Origin of the sequence: Candidatus Gillettellia adelgis (assembly GCA_020541285.1) — a bacterium.
GTDB lineage: Bacteria > Pseudomonadota > Gammaproteobacteria > Enterobacterales > Enterobacteriaceae > Gillettellia > Gillettellia adelgis.
Genome location: CP047043.1, coordinates 568,491 through 590,951 on the forward strand (window position 1 = coordinate 568,491; position 22,461 = coordinate 590,951).

The 22,461-nt window shown below is 35.8% G+C and carries 9 protein-coding genes and 1 tRNA gene; 4 read left to right on the forward strand and 6 right to left on the reverse strand.

What is annotated here, in order from left to right:
• The first annotated feature begins 676 nt into the window (after positions 1-676).
• Complete coding sequence (locus GIY03_RS01190) at positions 677-2,611, forward strand: exoribonuclease II (RefSeq protein ID WP_457913890.1); 1,935 nt, start codon at positions 677-679, stop codon at positions 2,609-2,611.
• A gap of 454 nt (positions 2,612-3,065) precedes the next feature.
• A complete protein-coding gene (locus GIY03_RS01195) occupies positions 3,066-4,427 on the forward strand; it encodes an MFS transporter (RefSeq protein WP_457913891.1) in 1,362 nt (453 codons plus the stop codon).
• 2,522 nt (positions 4,428-6,949) lie between these two features.
• Here GIY03_RS01195 and GIY03_RS01200 read toward each other — a convergent pair.
• The 4 genes from GIY03_RS01200 to rpsU form a co-directional block, all read right to left on the reverse strand.
• Positions 6,950-7,025: transfer RNA gene (locus GIY03_RS01200), tRNA-Ile, on the reverse strand.
• A gap of 577 nt (positions 7,026-7,602) precedes the next feature.
• Positions 7,603-9,417, reverse strand: a complete 1,815-nt coding sequence (gene rpoD, locus GIY03_RS01205; protein WP_457913892.1) for an RNA polymerase sigma factor RpoD — start codon at positions 9,415-9,417, stop codon at positions 7,603-7,605.
• Between the two features lie 135 nt (positions 9,418-9,552).
• Positions 9,553-11,316, reverse strand: a complete 1,764-nt coding sequence (gene dnaG / locus GIY03_RS01210; RefSeq protein WP_457913893.1) for a DNA primase — start codon at positions 11,314-11,316, stop codon at positions 9,553-9,555.
• Positions 11,317-11,452: 136 nt separating this feature from the next.
• Positions 11,453-11,668 carry a 30S ribosomal protein S21 gene (rpsU, locus tag GIY03_RS01215; protein WP_457913894.1) on the reverse strand — a complete coding sequence of 72 codons (216 nt, stop codon included), beginning with the start codon at positions 11,666-11,668 and terminating at the stop codon, positions 11,453-11,455.
• A gap of 2,412 nt (positions 11,669-14,080) precedes the next feature.
• On the opposite strand from rpsU, the gene tsaD reads away from it, so the two are divergent.
• The gene (gene tsaD / locus GIY03_RS01220; RefSeq protein WP_457913965.1) at positions 14,081-15,103 is read left to right on the forward strand and encodes a tRNA (adenosine(37)-N6)-threonylcarbamoyltransferase complex transferase subunit TsaD; all 1,023 of its coding nucleotides are present in this window, start codon (positions 14,081-14,083) and stop codon (positions 15,101-15,103) included.
• 21 nt (positions 15,104-15,124) lie between these two features.
• Here the strand turns inward: tsaD and plsY are convergent, their stop codons facing one another.
• Together plsY and GIY03_RS01230 are read right to left on the reverse strand one after the other, a co-directional pair.
• A complete protein-coding gene (gene plsY / locus GIY03_RS01225) occupies positions 15,125-15,763 on the reverse strand; it encodes a glycerol-3-phosphate 1-O-acyltransferase PlsY (protein ID WP_457913895.1) in 639 nt (212 codons plus the stop codon).
• A gap of 893 nt (positions 15,764-16,656) precedes the next feature.
• Entirely contained in the window at positions 16,657-17,922 is a 1,266-nt protein-coding gene (locus GIY03_RS01230) for a multifunctional CCA addition/repair protein (RefSeq protein ID WP_457913896.1), read from the reverse strand.
• A gap of 2,613 nt (positions 17,923-20,535) precedes the next feature.
• Between GIY03_RS01230 and hldE the strand changes: the two genes are divergently transcribed.
• Positions 20,536-21,984 (forward strand): bifunctional D-glycero-beta-D-manno-heptose-7-phosphate kinase/D-glycero-beta-D-manno-heptose 1-phosphate adenylyltransferase HldE, encoded by a 1,449-nt coding sequence (gene hldE, locus GIY03_RS01235; RefSeq protein ID WP_457913897.1) that lies wholly within the window; start codon positions 20,536-20,538, stop codon positions 21,982-21,984.
• The last annotated feature ends 477 nt before the right edge of the window (positions 21,985-22,461 follow it).

Below are 22,461 nucleotides of genomic sequence, written 5' to 3' on the forward strand. Positions count from 1 at the left end.
ATGTCAAGTGGTCAGTGCATCTTGCATGATTATGCATATAGCGAATTTACAAAAATAAAAATTTTAATAAAAATGAATACATAAGGTTTAGATTAAGAATAAAATCTTAATTCAGATAACTATTTTAGTGTGTGTCTATAGTATCGTGTTACGGTTATCGTGGATAATATCCAGAATATTAGAAAAATATTCTATGCTATTTGTCTTATCTAAAGACAAAACAAGTAAGTAAATAACCAGTTAGGTCGTAATTCGTATGATTGTAAAAGTTGATAAGTATAGTTAAAAGCGTACCGCGCAGAGTGCGTAGCTATTGTTGACCTATGTAACCAATTAAGTACACATACTTAGTATGCTCTTAGCTAGTTATTAAGGTGTAGAGTAATCGATGTTAGCATGTATAAAGGTAATAGACCTTTAGATAATAGATCAAGATACATGTGAAGTATGATACTAACATTATTAAGGGTTATTTCAATTATTAATAAAAAATCAGTCGATTGATTAAGACGATCTTTTATATTTTAAGATAACGTGTACTATTTTACGGAAGTCAGAATTATACATAATTATTGCACCGCTGCAGTGATAACGTGAAGCCAAGCTAACTAGTAGCAAGTAATACACGTCAATCTATTATAAATATTACCATCTCACAACTCATTTACTGGATGATATGCTTAAAAATAATCCGTTACTAACACAGCTTAAAAAGCAACTGCGTTCTCAAGCTCTACATGTTGAAGGTGTTGTAAAAAGTACCGAGAAAGGTTTTGGTTTTCTTGAAATAGATAGTCAAAAAAGCTATTTTATCCCCCATTTTTATATGAAAAAAGTGATGCACGGCGATCGCATAATTGCTACTTTACATACTGATAAAGAACGTGAATTTGCTGAACCACATACCCTAGTAGAACCATATTTATCGCGTTTCATCGGACGCATACAGAAGCGTAAAAATCGTCTATTCATAACACCCGATCATATGTTGCTAAAATATGCTATTCAGTGTCATCCAGCACATCAGTTGACCCATAACATTCAGACAGGTGATTGGGCAGTAGCAGAAATGCGTGGCCATCCACTAAAAGGTGATCATAGCCTACATGCTGACTTAATTCAATTTATTGCTTATGCTGAAGACTCTTTCGCACCTTGGTGGGTGACCTTAGTGTATCACAATCTTGAAAAAGAAGCACCAAAGATGGTTGGCACACATAACCAGGAAACTCGATCAGCTTATGAAGACTTGACTAGGCTAGATTTTATCACTATCGATAGCGCAACTACAGAGGATATGGATGATGCACTTTTTGTGGTGGATAATCGTGATGGTTCTATACAACTAACTATTGCTATTGCCGATCCGACAGCCTACGTCAAGCCAGGTAGTGAATTAGACAATATAGCTAGTATGCGCGCTTTCTCTAATTATCTACCGGGTTTAAACATCCCAATGTTGCCTCTTGAATTATCTAATAACCTATGTTCATTACGTCCCAATGAATGTCGCCATGTGTTAGCATGTCGCGTAACTATTAGCGATAATGGCACGTTAAATGACGATATGCACTTCTTCTCTGCAAAGATTATATCGAAGATTAAATTAGTTTATAATGAAGTCTCTGATTGGTTAGAAGGGGTTGCAGGTTGGCAACCACCCAGTACTGGCATTGCAGAGCAAATAATTTTACTAAAACGTGTCTGTGATGTGCGTAACAGTTGGCGTCATTATTATGCGTTGGTATTTAAGGATCGCCCAGACTATCGCTTTGTACTGAGTGAGCGAGGTGATGTACTTGAAGTTGTTAGCGAAAAGCGCCGTATCGCTAATCGTATTGTTGAGGAATGTATGATTGCTGCCAATTTTTGTGCAGCCAAGGTGTTGCGTGATCACCTAGGTTTTGGGGTGTATAATGTACATACTGGTTTCGATCCATTGCTAGTGAATCAAGCTGTGATTATCCTACAGGCAAACGGCGTAGAGACTAATGCCGAAAAATTACTAACCTTAGAGGGTTTCTGCGAACTACGCCGTTACTTAGATTCTCAGACTACTCAATCACTTAATAGTCGTATGCGTCGTTTCCAGACTTTTGCAGAAATCAGCGCCACTCCAGGGCCGCACTTTGGTTTAGGTTTTGAAGTTTATGCCACTTGGACTTCTCCTATCCGTAAATACGGCGATATGATCAATCACCGCTTATTAAAATCAATTATTTCCAAACAGCCTGCAGAGAAGCCAACAGATCAGATGATTGTTCATATGACTGAGCGCCGCCGATTAAATAGAATGGCAGAACGCGATATTAGCGATTGGTTATACGCCAGATATTTAACGGATAAAGTGGGTAATGCGCAATGTTTCACTGCAGAAATTATCGAAATTGCACGTAGTGGTGTGCGTGTGCGTCTGTTAGAAAACGGTGCAGCTGCATTTATTCCAGCATCCTTTATACATGCAGTGCGTGAGGAGATTCAGTGTACTCAAGAAACTGGGTCTATACAAATCAAAGGAGAAGTAGTTTATCGCCAACACAGTACTCTACAAGTCATTATCGCCGCAGTACGCATGGAAACTCGCAGTGTGATTGTTCGTCCGGCATGTTAACATTATAGTTTATATTTTAAAATCGGATTTAATATCGATGATAAAATACCAACTTGCTTATTTAATGCTTATCATTAACAATGCGATAGATGATTATTACACATATGGTATTTTATATTCTAGGTAGACAGTTATAAACAGTAATTAACAAGTAACGTAACAACAGATTTTTTGTTCCTTAGCATGAATCTTGGAGATCAGTTGTATTGATTTAACAAAGTTTATAGTAGTTAATAAAATACATGAGAATAAACTAACCTACTAATTATTTAATCTATTACACATATATACTAGATTTCTTAAATAATAATAAACTTTAGCAAACATCTAAAAAGTACAATTATTAACACCCCAGATCTGTCCTTTTTTTATCGTTAACTTACTTCGTTATAATAACTGTTCTTTGTAGGCATTAGTCTCAGTGTCTAAAAGAATAATTTTCATTGAGGTTGACATGAATGACAATACAGTGACTCAACTAGAGTTGAGGGCTATATGGGGATTGGGGACTGTATTTGCACTACGAATGATCGGCATGTTTATGGTGCTTCCAGTATTAGCGACTTATGGCATGACGTTTAATGATGCCACAGAGGCGTTAATCGGCATTGCTATTGGCATCTATGGATTGACGCAAGCAGTGTTTCAAATCCCATATGGTCTGCTTTCTGATCGTTTTGGCCCTAAACCGCTTATCATTTGTGGTTTATCATTCTTTGCGTTTGGTAGCATGATTGCCGCCGCTACTAACTCGATTTGGGGTATTATTATTGGTCGCGCACTACAGGGGTCTGGTGCCATTTCTGCGGCATTGATGGCATTGTTGTCTGATCTAACTCGAGAACAAAATCGCACTCAAGCCATGGCTTTAATTGGTGTAAGTTTTGGTATTACTTTTGCTATTGCGATGGTATTAGGACCGATCTTAACTAATAGATTGGGTTTACATGCATTATTCTGGATCACTACTGTACTGGCATTTTTTTGCATTATGATAATATTAAGTATCGTGCCTTCTGCTGATACTCATGTGCTTAATCGTGAGTTAAGTACAGTAAGTAGTGGAATTAGCAATGTTTTAAGTAATCTGCAATTGTTGAAGCTGAATCTCGGAATTATGTGTTTGCATATTTTATTGATGTCTAACTTCATAGCACTACCATTAACTATAGAAAAAGCCGGACTAGCTAGTAGCGAGCATTGGAAAATTTATCTAATTACTATGCTAATATCGTTTAGCGTTGTGCTTCCTTGTATCATATATGCTGAAAAATATCGTCGTATAAAACAAGTCTTTGTAGGATGTGTAGCAATATTGTTTTGTTCTGAAATATTATTGTGGTGGTTGGGTACTTATTTGTGGGCAATTATCTTTGGCGTGCAGTTGTTTTTTATAGCGTTTAATATAATGGAAGCAATCCTACCATCTCTAATCAGTAAAGAATCACCAGCAGGTTATCGGGGCACTGCAATGGGGGTTTACTCTACTAGCCAGTTTATTGGTGTAGCGATCGGTGGTATTCTGAGCGGATGGTTGTGTGCCTTACAAGGCGTAGAGCTAGTCTTTATAGTCGACGCAGGACTGGCCGCATTCTGGTTTTTGATAAGTAGGACCATTATAGAACCTCCTTATGTTAGTAGTTTACGCATTACATTATCGGCATTATCGGCAAAGGATCTATCTCTGGAAAATCGTTTGACAGCTCACCCTGGAGTGAAAGAAGTATTTATTGTACCAGAGGAGTGTAGCGCTTATATTAAAGTTGATATGAAACAGACAAGCCGAAACCAATTGGAAAATTTGGTAAATTCATAAAAAACGTTAGCGTGCATGTGCTTCATGGAGTGGATTAGTATAGGAAGTTCTTCCGCTGAAACAAAGATACTGACAATTTATACTTTGTACTACCATTACAATTCTTTACAAACTGCGCAAACTACAACATTATCGATCTGCGCATAAACCTTAAACTTTTTATTTTAAATGAGATTAATAATTGTTACTGTGTAGAATTATCTGCCTGCACTGTAGTATCTATATCAAGTGTTTTGTTATGAATTACTTTTTCAGGTTTGTAATATCGTATTAATACTGGATATTCTAAAATTTTTTAAAATATTAAATATTTTCTGCAAATAAGATTTGACATATTAACATGCTTAATGTGTTGTTTTGTAAGTTTAATATGCATAGTATTAACTATAGTATTTGCTAAATGGTAACATTAACTCCCTGCGTTTAGAGAATATTGTTACATCACAGATTTATAAATTATTTAATTAGTGTAGTATTACAGTTGAATATAAACTTGAAACGCCAAAACTAACCTTCAAGTAACATTATAGATATGTAGAAAAAGCATAAGTGATGAATATTAATTTTTAGCCGTTTGTGCTTAGTAAAACACTTTATGTTAAATAGAACGCGGCATGTGGTGAAGTTTTCTTCTAATCAATTAAATAAATTGACTTTAAGACTATAAAATAGCAAACATAACATCTGAAATAGAGTGGTTATTTTAATTAGGTTGTAGATATCTTTAGATCTTGTTTACTTAATAGATATGAAGGTGTTTAGAGTGCAATGTCTTCTGACATTGCGGTGTTACGTGATGATTGTGAACTTGAGTATCTGTTTATGAGAGTATGGTGATATAAATAATCTAGATTAAACTATGTCTTTAATGTATTGTAACGAACAGCATAGAATATTCATGCTACTTTTTTAAAACTATTAGCATAGTATTTATTGTGCAGTATACTAGCGAGTTGAAATACAACAATACTTGCATGAAAATGTATTAAAGAGCTATCTGTTAATAGTTGTAAATATTAGCTTATAAAGTTATATTAAATAGTGTATCTAGCTTAATTCTTTTTGAAAATCTTTATTTATAGTTATAAATAGTGAGTTCTCTTATTGAGAAGAAGAGCAGGTTTAAATTAGTCCATCGCAGATTCTGTGATAATAAAAGAATATAATTGTAACTACATTATCTGAACTATGTGCTGGCTAATATTGCATGGCATCAAGTATAACAGCGATGATCTCAATAATTAAGATATAAACTGCAAAACTAGATACTTATATAAGTATATAATAAGGTCACGTGACTTGCGTGATCTTTTGGTAGCATCTATTGTATTATTGAATAGCTGATAAATACTCAGCATATAGCGTATCATATGAGTATGATCGTATTCGGTAGATTATATGAATAAGAAGCGTGATATCAATGCGCTTGCGATTTTTAATAGATATTTAACTGTACTATTCAATGTCTTTAACATAAAAGATTAAATCTTGAGTGTTATGTTTATAGAAACGCATTATTTTAATGAGTAAATACAGTATAATTACACATATAAACATATGTGTATACCCCTAAATAGCAGAGAGGCGATAGGAGAATAAGAGTGTCGTATTGAGTGATCGGATTTTTAGATGCAGGGAAACTACCAGATGTTTTATATCCTAATTAAAGGAGATAGCGCTGATAAATAGATCGTAGTAAGTTAGATATATCTGTATAAATATCATAAGCATACTTAACTAAAACAATAGATCAGTAGAGTAGTGCATCAATATGCTTAACATGACTGCGCACATCATGTATTTCATCGCCATAGAAAAACTTACCTATAATATGAGAGCTTATATTTCCCATAAGCAATGGGTTAGCATGCTGTATCATTAGTCAAAGATTAGGTGATGAGGGACGTAATTTGAAGTTTGTAAAATATAGTAAGTATTCAAGAAATACGTATATTGCACACCCTCTATTTTGAAGATCAGCGCATAACAATATACCTAGACAAGGTTTACTGTAGTAAAATCACTAATATCTGACGAAGTAAGTGCCGTTTGTTTAACTATGCCGCTAGAGCGCGATTCTTAAACTAGTAAGCTAAGCGATATCAACTGCACTGAACTAGTACGAAATTTGAAAGTAGTTCATATAGTCTTGACATGCATGTATGCTATCTGTGGGATAAATCGTTGTTCTAAACACAGAATGCATTCTATGCTAGTTAAAATGCGTGTAGATGTTTGTACGACTACTGTATAGTGAATCAGTTGATTCAACCAAAGGTATGTCTTTACATCAAGATGTAAGAGCGCTGATGTAAGTTTCAAAAAGCTTTTGGCTACTGACTAGACTATAAGTGCTTAATCTAAATTGCATCAACTTATAACATGCTATACTAAAATATAGTAGTGTGCCATCAATACATCATCAGAACAATGTAGTTTAAAAGACTAATGATCTACTGTATCTAATTTAAATATCATATAAAAATGAAAAGCCTCTTGATCTATTGTTGTCTTTGTTGATCTGGTGGCCCCTGCTGGATTTGAACCAGCGACTAAGCGATTATGAGTCGCCCGCTCTAACCACTGAGCTAAGGGGCCAGATAGAAAGCTTATACAGTATTTTTTTAGAAACGTCTACTATTATCAGCTGTATACTGCTTTGCCATATAATCCAGTTTCTTATAATTTCTTATGGATTGTATAATGATTTTTGTAAAAATCTTTCGTTAATACTCTCGATATCTATTACATTTTAATATTAAAATGTAATGAGCATGCAGCATTATTTCCTCTGAAATAAGTCGTATAGATAAACAAAGTTAATATATTTTAGTCCCCTCATATATATGAGGCAGGGGTCGGTATATCAGTAAGAACGCAAAGTATTTTCTCACTCAATAAATATCTATAGTAAATATCTATTTTTTTATATTACAGCTATCAGTTAGTTGCTAATAATACGAATATTTCTATATACCCGATATGAATAGCAGTGTGATAAATGGCAGCATGAATATAAACCGTGATATTCATGCAACCTCAGAAGATTATGTCAATAAACATGGAGATAGAGTAAAGCAATTAACGCACGTAAAGTTGTTGTATAATCAATGTATCCTGGTTACTAGATATCCATGCCGAAGTTGTTATGTTGTTGACACCACAATATTACATATTAGTCATCAAGAAAACTACGCAGTACTTCGGAACGGCTAGGGTGACGCAGTTTACGTAGTGCCTTAGCTTCGATTTGACGAATACGTTCACGAGTCACATCAAATTGTTTACCCACTTCTTCTAAGGTATGATCAGTGTTCATGTCAATACCAAACCGCATACGTAGCACTGTTGCTTCGCGCGCAGTGAGACTAGATAGTACGTCGTATGTAGCTGCACGCAAGCTTTCCGAGGTTGCAGATTCTAGTGGAAGCTCTAGAGTAGTATCCTCAATAAAATCACCTAGATGTGATTCTTCATCATCACCGATAGGTGTTTCCATGGAAATCGGTTCTTTAGCAATTTTTAGAACCTTACGGATTTTATCTTCTGGTATTAACATGCGTTCAGACAGTTCTTCTGGCATAGGTTCACGGCCTGTTTCTTGTAGCATCTGCCGTGAAATGCGGTTGAGTTTGTTAATCGTTTCAATCATATGTACAGGAATACGGATAGTACGCGCTTGGTCAGCGATAGAACGAGTAATAGCCTGACGTATCCACCAAGTAGCGTAAGTTGAAAACTTGTAACCGCGTCGGTACTCAAACTTATCTACTGCTTTCATCAAGCCGATGTTTCCTTCTTGTATTAGATCTAAAAACTGTAAGCCACGATTAGTATATTTTTTAGCAATAGAAATGACTAAGCGTAAGTTAGCTTCAACCATCTCTTTTTTTGCTCGACGGGCTTTCGCTTCACCGATTGACATGCGCCGATTAATGTCTTTTACTTTTTCAATAGTCAAACCGGTTTTTTTTTCAATTTGATGTAGTTTATGTAGGTGATGCTGTACCTCTGCCTCAACAGCTTTTAGCTTTTCTGACCATGGTTTATCTATGGTCAGAGCGTTTTTTAGCCAGGAACTACTAGTTTCGTTTCCAGAAAACAGAGTAATGAAGTTTTTCTTTGGCATTTTACATTGTTCAACGCATAGCTTCATTATGATGCGTTCCTGAGTACGGACATGTTCCATCATAGTGCGCATATTATTGACTAAAAAATTAAACTGTTTTGGCACTAAGCGAAACTGATTAAACGTTTTAGAAAGTTTTGATAACTCCTCTGCTATGCTATCATGATTACAATTGCTCTTTCTAATAATGAGGCAGGTCGTTTCGTATTGAGTACGCAAGTTAGCAAATTGTTGTCGTGCTAGTTCTGGATCGATACTGTTGTTATATTCATCATCTTCTTCATGCTCTTCTTCTGTTAATAACTCAGATCCAATATGTGTGGCGGTAAAAGGGAGATCTTCTTTTGCTTCTGGATCAACAAAACCAGTAATCAGATCAGATAAGCGAGCTTCACCTGCCTCGACGTGATCGTATTGCTCTAGTAAATGTGTGATGGCTTCTGGGTATTCAGCGACAGAACATTGCACTTGGTGAATACCATCTTCAATGCGTTTAGCAATATCAATCTCGCCTTCTCGCGTTAGTAACTCTACTGTTCCCATTTCGCGCATATACATACGCACTGGATCAGTAGTTCTACCAATTTCAGATTCAACGCTTGATAGCACTTGAGCAGCGGCTTCTTCAGCGTCTTCATCAGTATTAGTTGTATTCTCAGCCAGCATTAGATCATCGGCATCCGGTGCTTCCTCCATCACCGGTATACCCATGTCATTAATCATTTGTATAATATCTTCGATCTGATCAGAGTTAACGATATCATCTGGCAGATAATCGTTAACCTCAGCATAGGTTAAATAGCCTTGCTCCTTACCACGCGTGACAAGCAGTTTTAGCTGTGACTGCGGATTTTGCTCCATAAGACAATTCCATGCTTCAGGGTATTCAATGAGTATTAGTTGGCGAAATCGCCAACAATAGTATGTGGGAGTATGATTATTACGCCCAAATTTATCGTAATATAGCAATGCTATTTTCCGATATTTATTAGTATTTTAACGATTATTTTGTAGTTTTTGCTTTGCTAGACTCTGATTAAGTGAACATACTTCTTTGCGTTCTTCTTGGCTAAGTTTATGCATTCTCGCTTTTGCAATCAATTTCTCTAGTCTCTGCTCTAATGAAGCGGCGTATAAACTAGCTAGCGTATCTAAAAACGTCTGCTCTATTCTATCTTCAACGATCATATGGTTCCATACCGCTAAGGTTTCAACCTTCTGGTTTACTTTGTTATTGCGATATAACTCTAATAATTGTCCTGTGGTTAACCCTGGATGAGCCAAGCAAATCTTTACGAGTTCAATAAAAAGAAACAATCCTGCCTGTTTAATTTGCTCTAATCCTTCAACAGAAGGGATAAGTATAGCGAGATGCGGATTTTGCACTAGCAAGCCTATGAGTATACGCATTGTAGTATGTTTTAGTTCAGGTGCTTGATAAGACAGTGTATTTTCAGGTTTCTTACTTAATAGTTTTTCTAGTTGGAATTCGTCAGGCATACCTAATTTTTGTCCAAGTTGTTGTCGTAAATACAAGCGCAATGTTTTACCAGGTATTTTTTTTATCATAGGAATTGCTAGCGAGCTCAACTTAGCACGACCATCTGGGCTACTAAGATCTATTTGTGATATTAAAGTTTCAAAAAAAAACGTAGAAAGTGGCTGTGACTGTTCTATCCGTTGTTCGAAAACTTTTGTTCCTTCTTTACGTACTAATGTGTCCGGGTCTTCACTATCTGGCAAAAACATAAATCGTAACTGCTGACCATCGTTCAGATAAGGCAATGCAGCTTCCAATACACGCCAGGCTGCTGCACGGCCAGCTCCGTCGCCATCGTAGCAATAGATCACATGATCTGTAGTTCGAAATAGCAGTTGAATATGTTCAGTGGTCGTTGAGGTACCAAGTGAGGCAACTGCATAATTGATACCGTACTGCGTTAAAGTTATCACATCCATGTAGCCTTCTACAACCAGTACGCGTTGCAGAATAGGATGATTTTTTTTAGCTTCATAAAGGCCGTATAATTGTCGACCTTTATGAAATACTTCAGTTTCTGGCGAGTTTAAATATTTTGGAGTTGCATTATCTATCACCCGTCCACCAAATGCGATTACGCGTCCTCTATTGTCATGAATAGGAAACATAATGCGTGTACGAAAACGGTCGTAAGAGTGTCCTTGATTGTTAGTTACTAACATGCCTGCACCGTTTAAAGCACATATTTCGGCCTTATTATGACCAAAACGCTTTAATATAATATTCCATCCTGGTGGGGCAAAGCCAATAGAAAAATCACGAATAACATTATCATTCAACCCACGTTGTTTCAAGTAGTCGCGCGCTAGTGTGCCAAAGGGTTGATGTAGTGATTGCTGATAAAATGTTTTGATCTGATTCATTAGTTGATATAAGGTGTATCGATGATGGCGTTGAATTTTAGTCGGCCAAGTACTGATCTCATAAGGTACTTGCAGTCCGTGTATGGTGGCTAATTCCTCGATAGTTTCGACAAAATCAAGCCTGTCGTAATTTATTAAAAAATCAATAGCGTTACCGTGCGCACCACAGCCGAAGCAATAATAAAATTGCTTTTCTCTATTAACGGTAAAAGAAGGCGTCTTTTCCTGATGAAATGGACAGCATACATGATAGTTTTTCCCTTGTTTTTTTATTTTTATGCGCGCATTGATTAGAGAGACAATATCAGTCCGAGATAGTAGTTCATTAATAAATATACGAGGAATGCGTCCAGCCATAAATGTTACTTTTCTAAACTATAAACGAGAATAGGCCGCACTTCCTTGTAGAAAGCACGGCCTTCATATATAACTATGCAATCTGCATAATGTTAATAGTAAACATCGATACTACAAAATAAAAATGTTTTTAAAGTTAATATAGACGAGTGCGCCGCTCATTTTCACGAGCGAGTTTCTTCCCATGACGCTTTACAGCAGAAGCTTTGGCGCGTTTGCGTTCAGTGGTTGGTTTTTCATAAAATTCACGACGACGAATTTCTGCTAAAATTCCTGCTTTTTCACAAGAACGTTTAAAACGACGTAGCGCAACATCAAATGGTTCATGATCACGTACTTTAATAACCGGCATGTGCCTTTACCTCGAAAAATTCGGTTTATTGCTGGGCAAGTGCCAGCTATTTCAAAGCATTAAGCATTCTACTTGAATAAAGATCACTTTGTAAAGTCCAATAAATATTAAATATTGTATGAATATCGCATAAGATATGTTATTTATATAGTGTAAAATTACATGTTGTCATTGAAGATGGTTTATTCTTATAAGTGTACCTTATCATGTAACTATGCAATGATACTCTGCTTTTAACACAGAATATCAAGTGTGTTTGTTTGTTATAGGCGTGCTGCATAAAAATATGATACTATACAAGTTTGTGGTATTTCTTAATTGTTGACACTTCAACGTAATTACTGATTGGTGTGTTTGCATGAAGCTTACACATCGATATATTAGGGAATGTCTAGACAATATAATTAAAACTTAATCATGGGGTTGCAATGGTCCGGTGAGTACAGCATCGATCAAATCGTTAGATTAGTTATCTGCAAGAAAATCTTCTGGCTACGGAAAAATTTTGTCATTGTTTTTATAAATGTAATAACTCTTTTACTGCACTCTATATATAATGGTTTGATTGCTAAATCTGCAATGATAGTCAAATTGCCTAATATGTTGCATTAGTTATACTGTAAACACGATAGACATATGTAACATTCCTAAAAAATAAAATCGCACACTTGTAATAATGAACCTATCCTGTTCATTTTCATTGAACATGTTTATTTGATTTTGATGTAGAGAATAACACTGATATATATGCTTGCTGAAAATATAAACAGTAGAAACTCGCAGTAGGCGTACCAGCATAAACACTGTGGACATACTAAACTTAAATGCTATAAGTAGCTTGATATCTAAGGGTTCTGACAGAATGAATGATAAAACATTTTATCACTGTGAAGAAAACTGACTGAATAATGCAGATCGGCATATTATTTATAATATGCCAATCATAACTCTGAAGACACACTAAAAGACTTAGTGATAAATAATAAATGTTAAATTGCGTAAGTTGTATTGATGCAGCTTATACTGAGGCTATAAGACGGAACATAAATTGACTAATAAAATGTAAAAACATTTGTACTGCGCTTATCGCAAAATTGATTGTGATAAAAATGATACCTTCTTTCGTAATATATATTAAGCCTTTAACATCATGCTATTTTATAAAATCTAGGATAATTGTTGATACTTGCAATACAACTGAGTGTAATTAGATACATTTTATTACACTAAACCTAACATGCAAGTATAGTGTTGCGTGCTCATCTCATTGTTCTTAGTTCATGCTCTTGATAACTCGCTACGTCGTATCTTTGTAGCAAGCGAATTATCTGTAGTATCGTAAAATAAAGCCTTCTTTCTTCTGAAAAGTGATTAGTCTTGGAGTGTGTCATTCTAAACGTTTCGTATAATGTATAAATTTATGATGGAACGGAGACATATAGTCACTGTTTCAGTGGTTAGACATGCTGAGAGAGTTTTATTATTAAAATGATTATGTTAAGATTACAGCGATTTGATCGATGCGTGCCAGGTATACCAATACAGTCTGAGAAAATATAATATTTTCGAGAATTTTATATTAAAATGGATAATCCGCACAGGAGTAAATACTCAGGTAGCTGACGTATATCACAGCAGTGGTAATCACCTTGATTCAGGTACATGATTTATATAGTACACGATTGATTTTCTGAGTCACATCATAAACTTACGAGTAACATAAACTTAGGAACTATTAGTTAGATTACGCACTATATTTAATAATTTTCAAAAAATAATTTACTGTAGTGATATCAATAGCAAACCATCGGATGTTATAAGCGACTAGCAAACAGCTAACTATGTATAAGGACGGTAAATTCACACCTATTTGTACATAGTGACTTCACGGTCAACTGTAGAATCACTATATAGTAAAAAAGTACAAACTCTATAATTAATAACTTTTTCTCTTTAAAATTAGTATGAAATTACTAAAAACTTTACAATGTCAGCATTTTGCTCATGACTTCTAAAAAGGAAAATGAATATTTATCATGTAATTAAGTATATTATAGTGAAATTTTAGAAAAAGCGTATAAAATCAAATGATTTTGCACCTCCTTTAGCTTCAAGATTATCAATATATACACTAGAAAAAATGTAAACTTTAGAAAATTCTAATAGTATGACACATTGATTGTCACTAATTTAACGAGCGATTAGGCTGCGTTATACGCAGAAATTCTAGGATAATTCTGTCTATCATGCATCACTGGATGCTAGGTAATGACTGGTATAAGTCAAGAGATATATTTATTATGTAACATGAGAAATAAAGGAATATCTAAGATTAGAAAAATTTATTAACCTAATAGATTACGTTAGCAATACAATATAAGTCATGGTAATTGTGTGTAAATGGTAAAAGTAATGCGCGTATTAGGTATAGAAACATCCTGCGACGAAACGGGAATTGCAGTGTATGACCAAAAAGTTGGTTTATTAGCTAACCAATTATACAGTCAAGTCAAGCTTCATGCTAACTATGGCGGAGTAGTACCGGAATTAGCTTCCCGCGATCATATTCGTAAAATTGTCCCATTAATTCAAGCTGCGCTAAAAGAATCTAAACTATCTTCAGCCGACATTAACGGTGTTGCCTATACAGCCGGCCCAGGCTTAGTAGGAGCACTGCTAGTCGGGGCGACCATAGGTCGCGCCTTAGCTTTCGCTTGGAAAGTGCCAGCTATACCAGTCCACCACATGGAAGGTCATCTATTAGCACCGATGTTAGAAGATCACCCACCAGGTTTTCCATTTGTTGCATTGTTAGTCTCAGGTGGCCATACTCAATTAATTAGTGTAATGGGAATAGGTAAATATGAGTTACTCGGTGAATCTATTGACGACGCCGCTGGCGAGGCATTTGATAAAACAGCTAAACTACTTGGAATAGATTATCCTGGTGGTGCGATATTATCAAAGATAGCACAACAGGGTAAAGCAGATCGCTTTATTTTCCCCCGACCAATGACCGATCGTCCTGGTTTAGACTTTAGCTTTTCTGGGTTAAAAACCTTTGCTGCTAACACTGTGCGAGCCAATAATAACGAGCATCAGACATGTGCCGATATCGCTCGTGCTTTTGAAGACGCCGTAATAGATACATTAGCGATAAAATGCAAACGTGCATTAAAGCAAACTGGATTCAGAAATTTAGTTATGGGTGGTGGTGTGAGCGCTAATCATGCGTTACGCACAAAAATGTCGGTGATAATGAAAAAATGCAATATAAATGTATTTTACGCTCGTCCGGAATTTTGTACCGACAATGGTGCAATGATCGCCTATGCTGGTATGGTACGCTTCAAAAGTGATGCTAACCAGGAGCTAACTATTGTAGTACGGCCACGCTGGTCATTGGAAGATCTAAATCCTGTAGAAAGTATCTAGATTAGATGATTTAATTATTTATTAGTCATCTTGACCGTTATTATTCTTTTTTATGTCACACTTTTTTTTCAAGATCTTCCCCCATATCTTCCTCTCTTTACCACGCCATAAGCGTCGGATATTATCTTGATGTCTTATGAGAATAAGACACGCAAGTGTTGCTACGGGAAAGGTAAGTTGTGGTTTAGTCCACCAGACATAGAACAGTGAGATGATCGCACTTACGATAGAACCCAGCGAAGAATAACCTGTAAGTAATATCGTTAATAGCCATACGCTGATCAGTAGACCAACTAAGTCCCAGTGGATTGGCGCAACAGCGCCTAAGGCTGTTGCTACGCCCTTGCCACCGTGAAAATGGAAGAATATAGGGTAGATATGCCCTAAGCAAGCAACAATTGCCGTAAGCCCTACATATAACGGAGTAATGTTCAGTTTGTAAGCTAGCCAGACTGGTAGCGTGCCTTTTAGTATATCAAGTAGTAACACGGATGCGGCTGTAAGACGTCCGCCTATACGCAAGACGTTAGTTACTCCAGGATTTTTTGAACCATATTTACGTGGATCAGGTAACCTTGCGATCCGACACACTAAAATTGCACTAGAAACTGAGCCACACAGATAAGCAAAGATAATTATGCCACATGCGATAGCACTCATAATGTGATTCTCTTGAATCAGAGTTATTTATTAGAAAAATATCAAAGGTAACATATATTCCACTAGAAGTCATATCTAGTAAATACTATAATAGTGCATCGCATTATAGATATCGTTTGGTGCTCAAGGGCTTACCTTCATTACTGTTATTGATATCTAGAAATTAGAAAAACATCCGTCAGACGCTAATGTTAGATGCTGAAATTAGCGGGGGATAACTGTTAATCTTTCACTAGTAATAAGATTAATGGCTGTGTGAGTTAGGCTGATATCGGCAATGTTATTATATAGTATGACGAGCAAAATTATTTTTCATAAGTGGAGCGAGTAGAGGAGAAGATATCTAAGATATTATAGGAACGTTTTTATTCCATATGGGTATACATCAAGAGCAACACATGAGCTGATATGATATATACAAGTTAGGTTGATGCGATTATTGAACGTATTTATGCTATATAATATTTTATAATTCTTCTTTAGATCTGATCATAATATATACTTATGGTACTGATACTGATAAATATATTTTTGATTTATGTCAAGATCTTATCTTGAAGAAAAGAACATTTACAGATATTTATTGTTATTTATGTAACTATTTTAATGGTGCTGGTTGTAATGAAACACTTCACGTATATAGGTCGTGGTATTAACGCGACTTTTTTAACAGGCAGACACTACATTATACGCCTGTAATATTGCACATTATAGATGTATCAGCGACCTCGTGTACCACTGATCGGTATTTAGGAATAAACTGTGTAAATTTACGAATATATCTATAAGGTTTATTCTAGATCTAAGTGGATTTCTGGTTAAATTATTGTTCAGTTGTGATTTTTCAAAGTGTGTAATACAGCGCGGACAGGAGTTTTATATAACTTACAAGATTAATCATTGACAAAAATTTCTTCTGCCTGATTTTTTATGATATTTTGTGTGAGTTTCCAGTTAGAGAGCACTTTTAGCCGCCGTCGTGTGAGTTCATTGTGGATTTCAAGACCTTGTATCCCACTGGCTATAAGGTCTTGAATTGATATCGTTTTGGCCATCTGATATGCCTGACGTAGATAATCGCCTTGTGGGTATGGGTGTTTCTCAAAGCCAGCACGGCCACGTACATCAGCTTCGCTACTTAGAATAATTTGCGTCAGCCGATGGGGTTTGCGCCATACATCAATGGCATTAAAAAAATGAAGTAGTATTTTAGGGTGCAGTTTATCTACTATATGAATGATATCATGATACTCGGCCACTAACTTTGCTACATCTCGAACTACATTAGGTACGCGAAAACGTTGGCAAAACTGCTCTACCAAACGAACACTAGCTCGCCCATGTCCGTGGTGGTGCGGCCAGAATTTCTTAGGTGTTAATCCTTTTCCAAGATCGTGACACAGTACAGAAAAACGTACTTCAAGATCTAGGCTAAGCTGAGCAGCAATGGCTAACGCCATCATAGTATGAATACCAGTATCGATTTCTGGATGCCATTTAGCAGGTGCTGGTACACCAAATAACGCATTGATCTCTGGGAACAACATCATGAGAGCATCGCATTCGCGCAGCACTTGGAAATAAATATGTGGATGCTGGCCTTGTAGAGCTTTTTTTGTTTCTTGCCATATCCGCTCGGATGTTAGTGCAGCTAACTCGCCACTGTGTGCCATATAGCGCATCAATTCAAGAGTTTCATCTGCAATCCTGAATTGCAGATGGGCGAAGCGAGCAGCAAAACGTGCTACGCGTAATATACGCAGGGGATCCTCAGAAAAAGCATCAGAAATATGTCGTAGTATACGTGATTGTAAATCACCGATACCTTGATAAGGATCAATTAGTATACCTTCGGCAGAACGGGCAATGGCGTTAATCGTTAGATCCCGCCGTAGGAGGTCTTCTTCTAATGTAATATTTGGTGACGCATGACATGCAAAAGCGGTGTAACCATGTCCCAATTTACGTTCAGTACGTGCTAGCGCGTATTCTTCGTGGGTATCGGGATGAATAAACACTGGGAAGTCTCTGCCAATTTGCTGATAGCCGATAGCCAGAAGATCTGACGGCGTAGCGCCCACTACTACCCAATCTCGGTCAAATGTTGGTATGTTGAGTAATGTATCTCGGACCGCACCACCAACCAGGTAAATCTTCATAATTCACTCCTGCATTTATCTTTATGTTTTATATTTATCAATAATTATCGAAATGGTCTGTTTTATTAAATAATAAATTTATTATATGTGTTAAATAATTTGAGTTATTAAATAATAGGAGCACGTCGAAATATGAATTAACAACCGATTTGCATGGTGACTTTATTCACTGAACACTAAGCCTCAAAGAAATGAGTAATTTTAGTCACTCATACTAGTGAGTGAAAACGCTAGAAAAACGAACGCATATACAACCTAGAGATATGAAATATTTTAGATGATATAAATAAACAATAAAATATTAACGCTGTACTATAATAAGTACAGACTGTACTTGTTCGTTTAACACTGGTTATCGTAGGTTTAAAATAAGATGCAAAAATGATAAAATCAATAAGAGGTTAGTGCTGATAAGACTAATGTCTAGCGTGTTATTCGATCCTCTTTGCATTTTAACTATGATGGATGTGATTTAATATGTCAACTAGAGTTAAATATTTTTGAGCCGCAACACACACAATCGAGAAAGCAAGTATTTTACGCAGATCATTGCGTGAGATTTATATGATAGAGTTTCTATAATTGCGGATATAGTTGTAGCGTATGTGCTGAATTATATTAAACAATGCAGCTTCTTTAGTAGCGTTACCTAGTAGGTGTGGTGTAGAGACGTTGAGTCTTTTTTGTGGCTAAGCATTTATAAGGTAATGTATACGTAAGTGAATTATTTTAATCTTAATTTATTAAAAATACTAGAGCATTTAGTTCAGTCGACCAAAGTAAAAATTTAAACAGATACATTACTTGTCGTGACTGCTCGAATCAGTGATGTAGTGTGTATTATGTAAAAATGTTTCTGTAATTCGTACAATGCAGAAGGAAGGAATTTTGGTGAGATAATATTAATGAATATTAACTAATAATCAAGCAGATTATAACTGCCACTCGCTATTTAACTTGCCATGCTATGGCAGTCTTAAATTGTATATATTTACTTGACTTAAAGTCAAGTTGCTTTAAGCACGGAGCGTAAACATTAATATTTTGAAATAATCTCGTTAACTCTGGATAATATATTCAGTAAAATGGTGTGATGTTTATCTAAATGTTGTTATACAAAAAAAATAGCTGTTGCATCTTCTAATGCATTATTTATAAATACTCTTATCGGCTTCATATTGTGGTTATATAAAATACGTAGTGATATTTTATATTTGTTCCTTTTAGTTAATTTGTCGTTAGTTTCCGTAGTAATCACTTATTATGACAAGGACAGTCGGCAATGTTCAAGTTATTTGATGAGTTCTGTATTGTAATAAATAAGCGATGTTTACTATTGCGCATGTAATTCTTGCAGATTATCGTGACAGGTAGATTTCCAAGCTTAGTACTCCAATAACGTTCGGACGGATATGGTGTCTTTGGGTTTCGATGATCTTGGGTTATTTTATTAGTCGCATAGAAATATTTGTGTTTCCTCATGTTAAATCAATACTGTTAATTCAGTAAGATAAGTTTGTTGTGGCTTATTTCAATATTTGTATTTTATAACTTTTTATAATTGTATATTGATATCTTACTATGTTGACGTGAAACAGTCAACTGTTTAGTAAACGAGCATTATAATACAAATATTGAGTCATATACGAACGATACTACGAATACTTCATGTTCATTAAAAACTCTAACAAGAGCTTAGGTTTTTATGGAATTTTAATCTATTAGATTCGGTTAATTAGTTCTGTAATTTTTAGTATGTTTAAATGGATGCTCAAGACTAAGTACAGGTTGTAGTGCATATTATTTACCTTCTTACTAATATATTTATGCACTGAAACTTTATAAACAGCAGTACCTCAGTGAATATTTTGAATCCCAGTTATTAAAAATGAGCAGAATAGTATTGTACGAAATTATGTTATCTTCTGTTGAAGCATTTATAAAAAAGATGAATGAAAGTTACCTTATGTCTACAAGTAAGCGAAAATTTTGCGGTTGTATAATAGTAAGTTGCTTATACAGCATGCATCATCTTTAATATTTTATAGATATATAGTGCTATAAGTTTCTTATAAACGTAACAAGATTATTTTATAAGTAAAGTAGCACGATTTTCTCATATATAGTCAATAGCTACTACTAATAAATCACTAAAAGAAGTACTCTAGCAAAGTTAGAGGTGAATTTGTTGTCATTAAATACTACGAAATATACATTGGTTAAATGATATGATGGATTATAAATCTGAAGTAGCGCAACACAGTTTTCTTGTATTGCAGGCGTTTATATTAAAATATGTCGCAATACACGCGAGCACTTAACAAAAGATGTGTAAGGTGGCATGAGCTTACATTCTGAATATTTTTAAGTGTATTGCGTATATGCTAGTGTTAGTAAAATTATATTTGCCATACTGCAAACCATAAGCGATAGTCATGGAGAAAAATACCAGGAATTCATGTTTATATCACTTCTATTAAACAGAAGGTTAAACTTTCAATAGTGCAGGTGATTAATTCTAGGATTATATAGTAGTACATGGATGGTGTGGGGTATGAATATGGTTAATGTATATATAATTTTCAGTATGACAGTATAATTTGGAGTAACTAGATGAAAAGTGCACCGCCTGATTTTCGTCATGCTGATGTGCTAGTGGTAGGGGATGTTATGTTGGATCGTTATTGGTATGGTCCAACTAATGGTATTTCACCAGAAGCTCCCGTGCCGGTTGTTAAGATTAATATGATTGAAGATTGCCCTGGCGGTGCGGCTAATGTGGCAATGAATATTTCTTCTCTGGGTGCTAATGCACGTCTTGTGGGGTTAATAGGAGTTGACGATGCAGCAAGGACGCTGAGTGCTAAACTAAATGCTACGAATGTATACTGTGATTTTATTTTAGTGCCGACGCATCCAACTGTTATAAAATTGCGTGTGCTGTCACGCAATCAACAGCTTATCCGTCTCGACTTTGAAAAGAGTTTCTCTAACGTGGATACGCAGCCAATATTAACGCGTATTCAACAGATATTACCACAAATCAGTGTATTGGTGTTATCAGATTATGCCAAAGGCGCACTAACGCAAGTGCAGAGTATTATAAAACTTGCACGAACCGCTAAGGTACCCGTGCTCATTGACCCTAAGGGTTCTAATTTTAGGCGTTATCGAGGCGCGACATTGCTAACGCCAAATTTATCTGAATTTGAATCAGTCGTGGGTCATTGTAAAGATGATGCTGAATTAGTGGCACGCGGCATGAAGTTACTTGTTGACTTATCATGTTCTGCATTACTTGTAACCCGTTCTGAGCACGGCATGACCTTATTGCAACACAAAAGGTTGCCTATACATTTGCCTACCCAAGCTCAGGAAGTATTTGATGTAACCGGCGCTGGTGATACAGTAATTGGGGTTTTGGGTGCTGCTTTAGCTGCAGGTAACTCGTTGGAAGAATCGTGTTTTCTAGCCAATGCTGCCGCTGGCGTTGTGGTGGGTAAATTAGGTACTGCTAGTGTTTCGTCTGTTGAGCTAGAAAAAGCTGTGCATGGTCGCACTAAAATTAGCTTTGGAATAATGACGGAAACTCAATTAAAAATCGCAGTGGCTCAGGTACGTCAGCATGGTGAAAAAGTAGTAATGACTAACGGAGTTTTCGATATTTTGCATGCTGGTCATGTCTCTTATCTAGAAGATGCCAGGAAACTAGGTGATCGTTTGATCATAGCGGTCAATAGTGATGCTTCTACTAGGCGGCTCAAGGGTGTAAATCGCCCGATTAATACACTAGAGCAACGTATGATCGTACTAAGGGCACTAGAAGTGGTAGATTGGATTGTATCATTCGAAGAAGATACTCCAGAGCGCTTAATTGCCAATATTCTGCCAGATTTTCTTGTGAAAGGCGGTGATTATAAGCCAGAAGATATTGCTGGTAGCACAGAAGTATGGAAGAATGGTGGCGATGTTAAAGTGTTAAACTTTAAATACGGTTTATCGACTACCAATATTGTTGTAGCCACCAAAGATCATTGTGTTAAAAATAATTACGAGCAGTAACCATGTGCTAGTCTAATTAAATAAAAGAGTACATTTTAACTTAATTAGTGATATATAGTATCGCGCAGATTTTAAATAGTACTTAGGGAACACATGAATGTGTGCAGAGTAACACTATTTTCTTGTTTGATAGAAGTTTTAATTGATCTTATGCTCTAGTTCTATTACACCTTTTTAACAATGTTAGTTGCGCAGGTATAATGCAATAGCACCTACATTTGCATATTAGGTGTTTCATGTGTAACTCAGTTCAAACTAATTCACTGTAACCGCAATATCTGATAGATTTCATACCCGCAATTTCATATGCGCTTTTAAGTATGGATTTATGAATTCGACGTGTTATTTTTCAATTTTTAGATCCATCTCGGTGTATTCTCTTAAAGAATTGCATAATTACCTTCTAACTGTAATGTAAGGGTTGTCGAATAAAATTTACCTTTTCATGCGTGATAGCACGATCCTTGTAAGATACTG

Bases quoted from the DNA above. Each gene is read 5' to 3' on its own strand.
- rpsU (WP_457913894.1), bottom strand. From the start codon at position 11,668: ATGCCGGTTATTAAAGTACGTGATCATGAACCATTTGATGTTGCGCTA.
- hldE (WP_457913897.1), top strand. From the start codon at position 20,536: ATGAAAAGTGCACCGCCTGATTTTCGTCATGCTGATGTGCTAGTGGTA.
- rpoD (WP_457913892.1), bottom strand. From the start codon at position 9,417: ATGGAGCAAAATCCGCAGTCACAGCTAAAACTGCTTGTCACGCGTGGT.
- GIY03_RS01230 (WP_457913896.1), bottom strand. From the start codon at position 17,922: ATGAAGATTTACCTGGTTGGTGGTGCGGTCCGAGATACATTACTCAAC.
- dnaG (WP_457913893.1), bottom strand. From the start codon at position 11,316: ATGGCTGGACGCATTCCTCGTATATTTATTAATGAACTACTATCTCGG.
- plsY (WP_457913895.1), bottom strand. From the start codon at position 15,763: ATGAGTGCTATCGCATGTGGCATAATTATCTTTGCTTATCTGTGTGGC.
- tsaD (WP_457913965.1), top strand. From the start codon at position 14,081: ATGCGCGTATTAGGTATAGAAACATCCTGCGACGAAACGGGAATTGCA.
- GIY03_RS01195 (WP_457913891.1), top strand. From the start codon at position 3,066: ATGAATGACAATACAGTGACTCAACTAGAGTTGAGGGCTATATGGGGA.
- GIY03_RS01190 (WP_457913890.1), top strand. From the start codon at position 677: ATGCTTAAAAATAATCCGTTACTAACACAGCTTAAAAAGCAACTGCGT.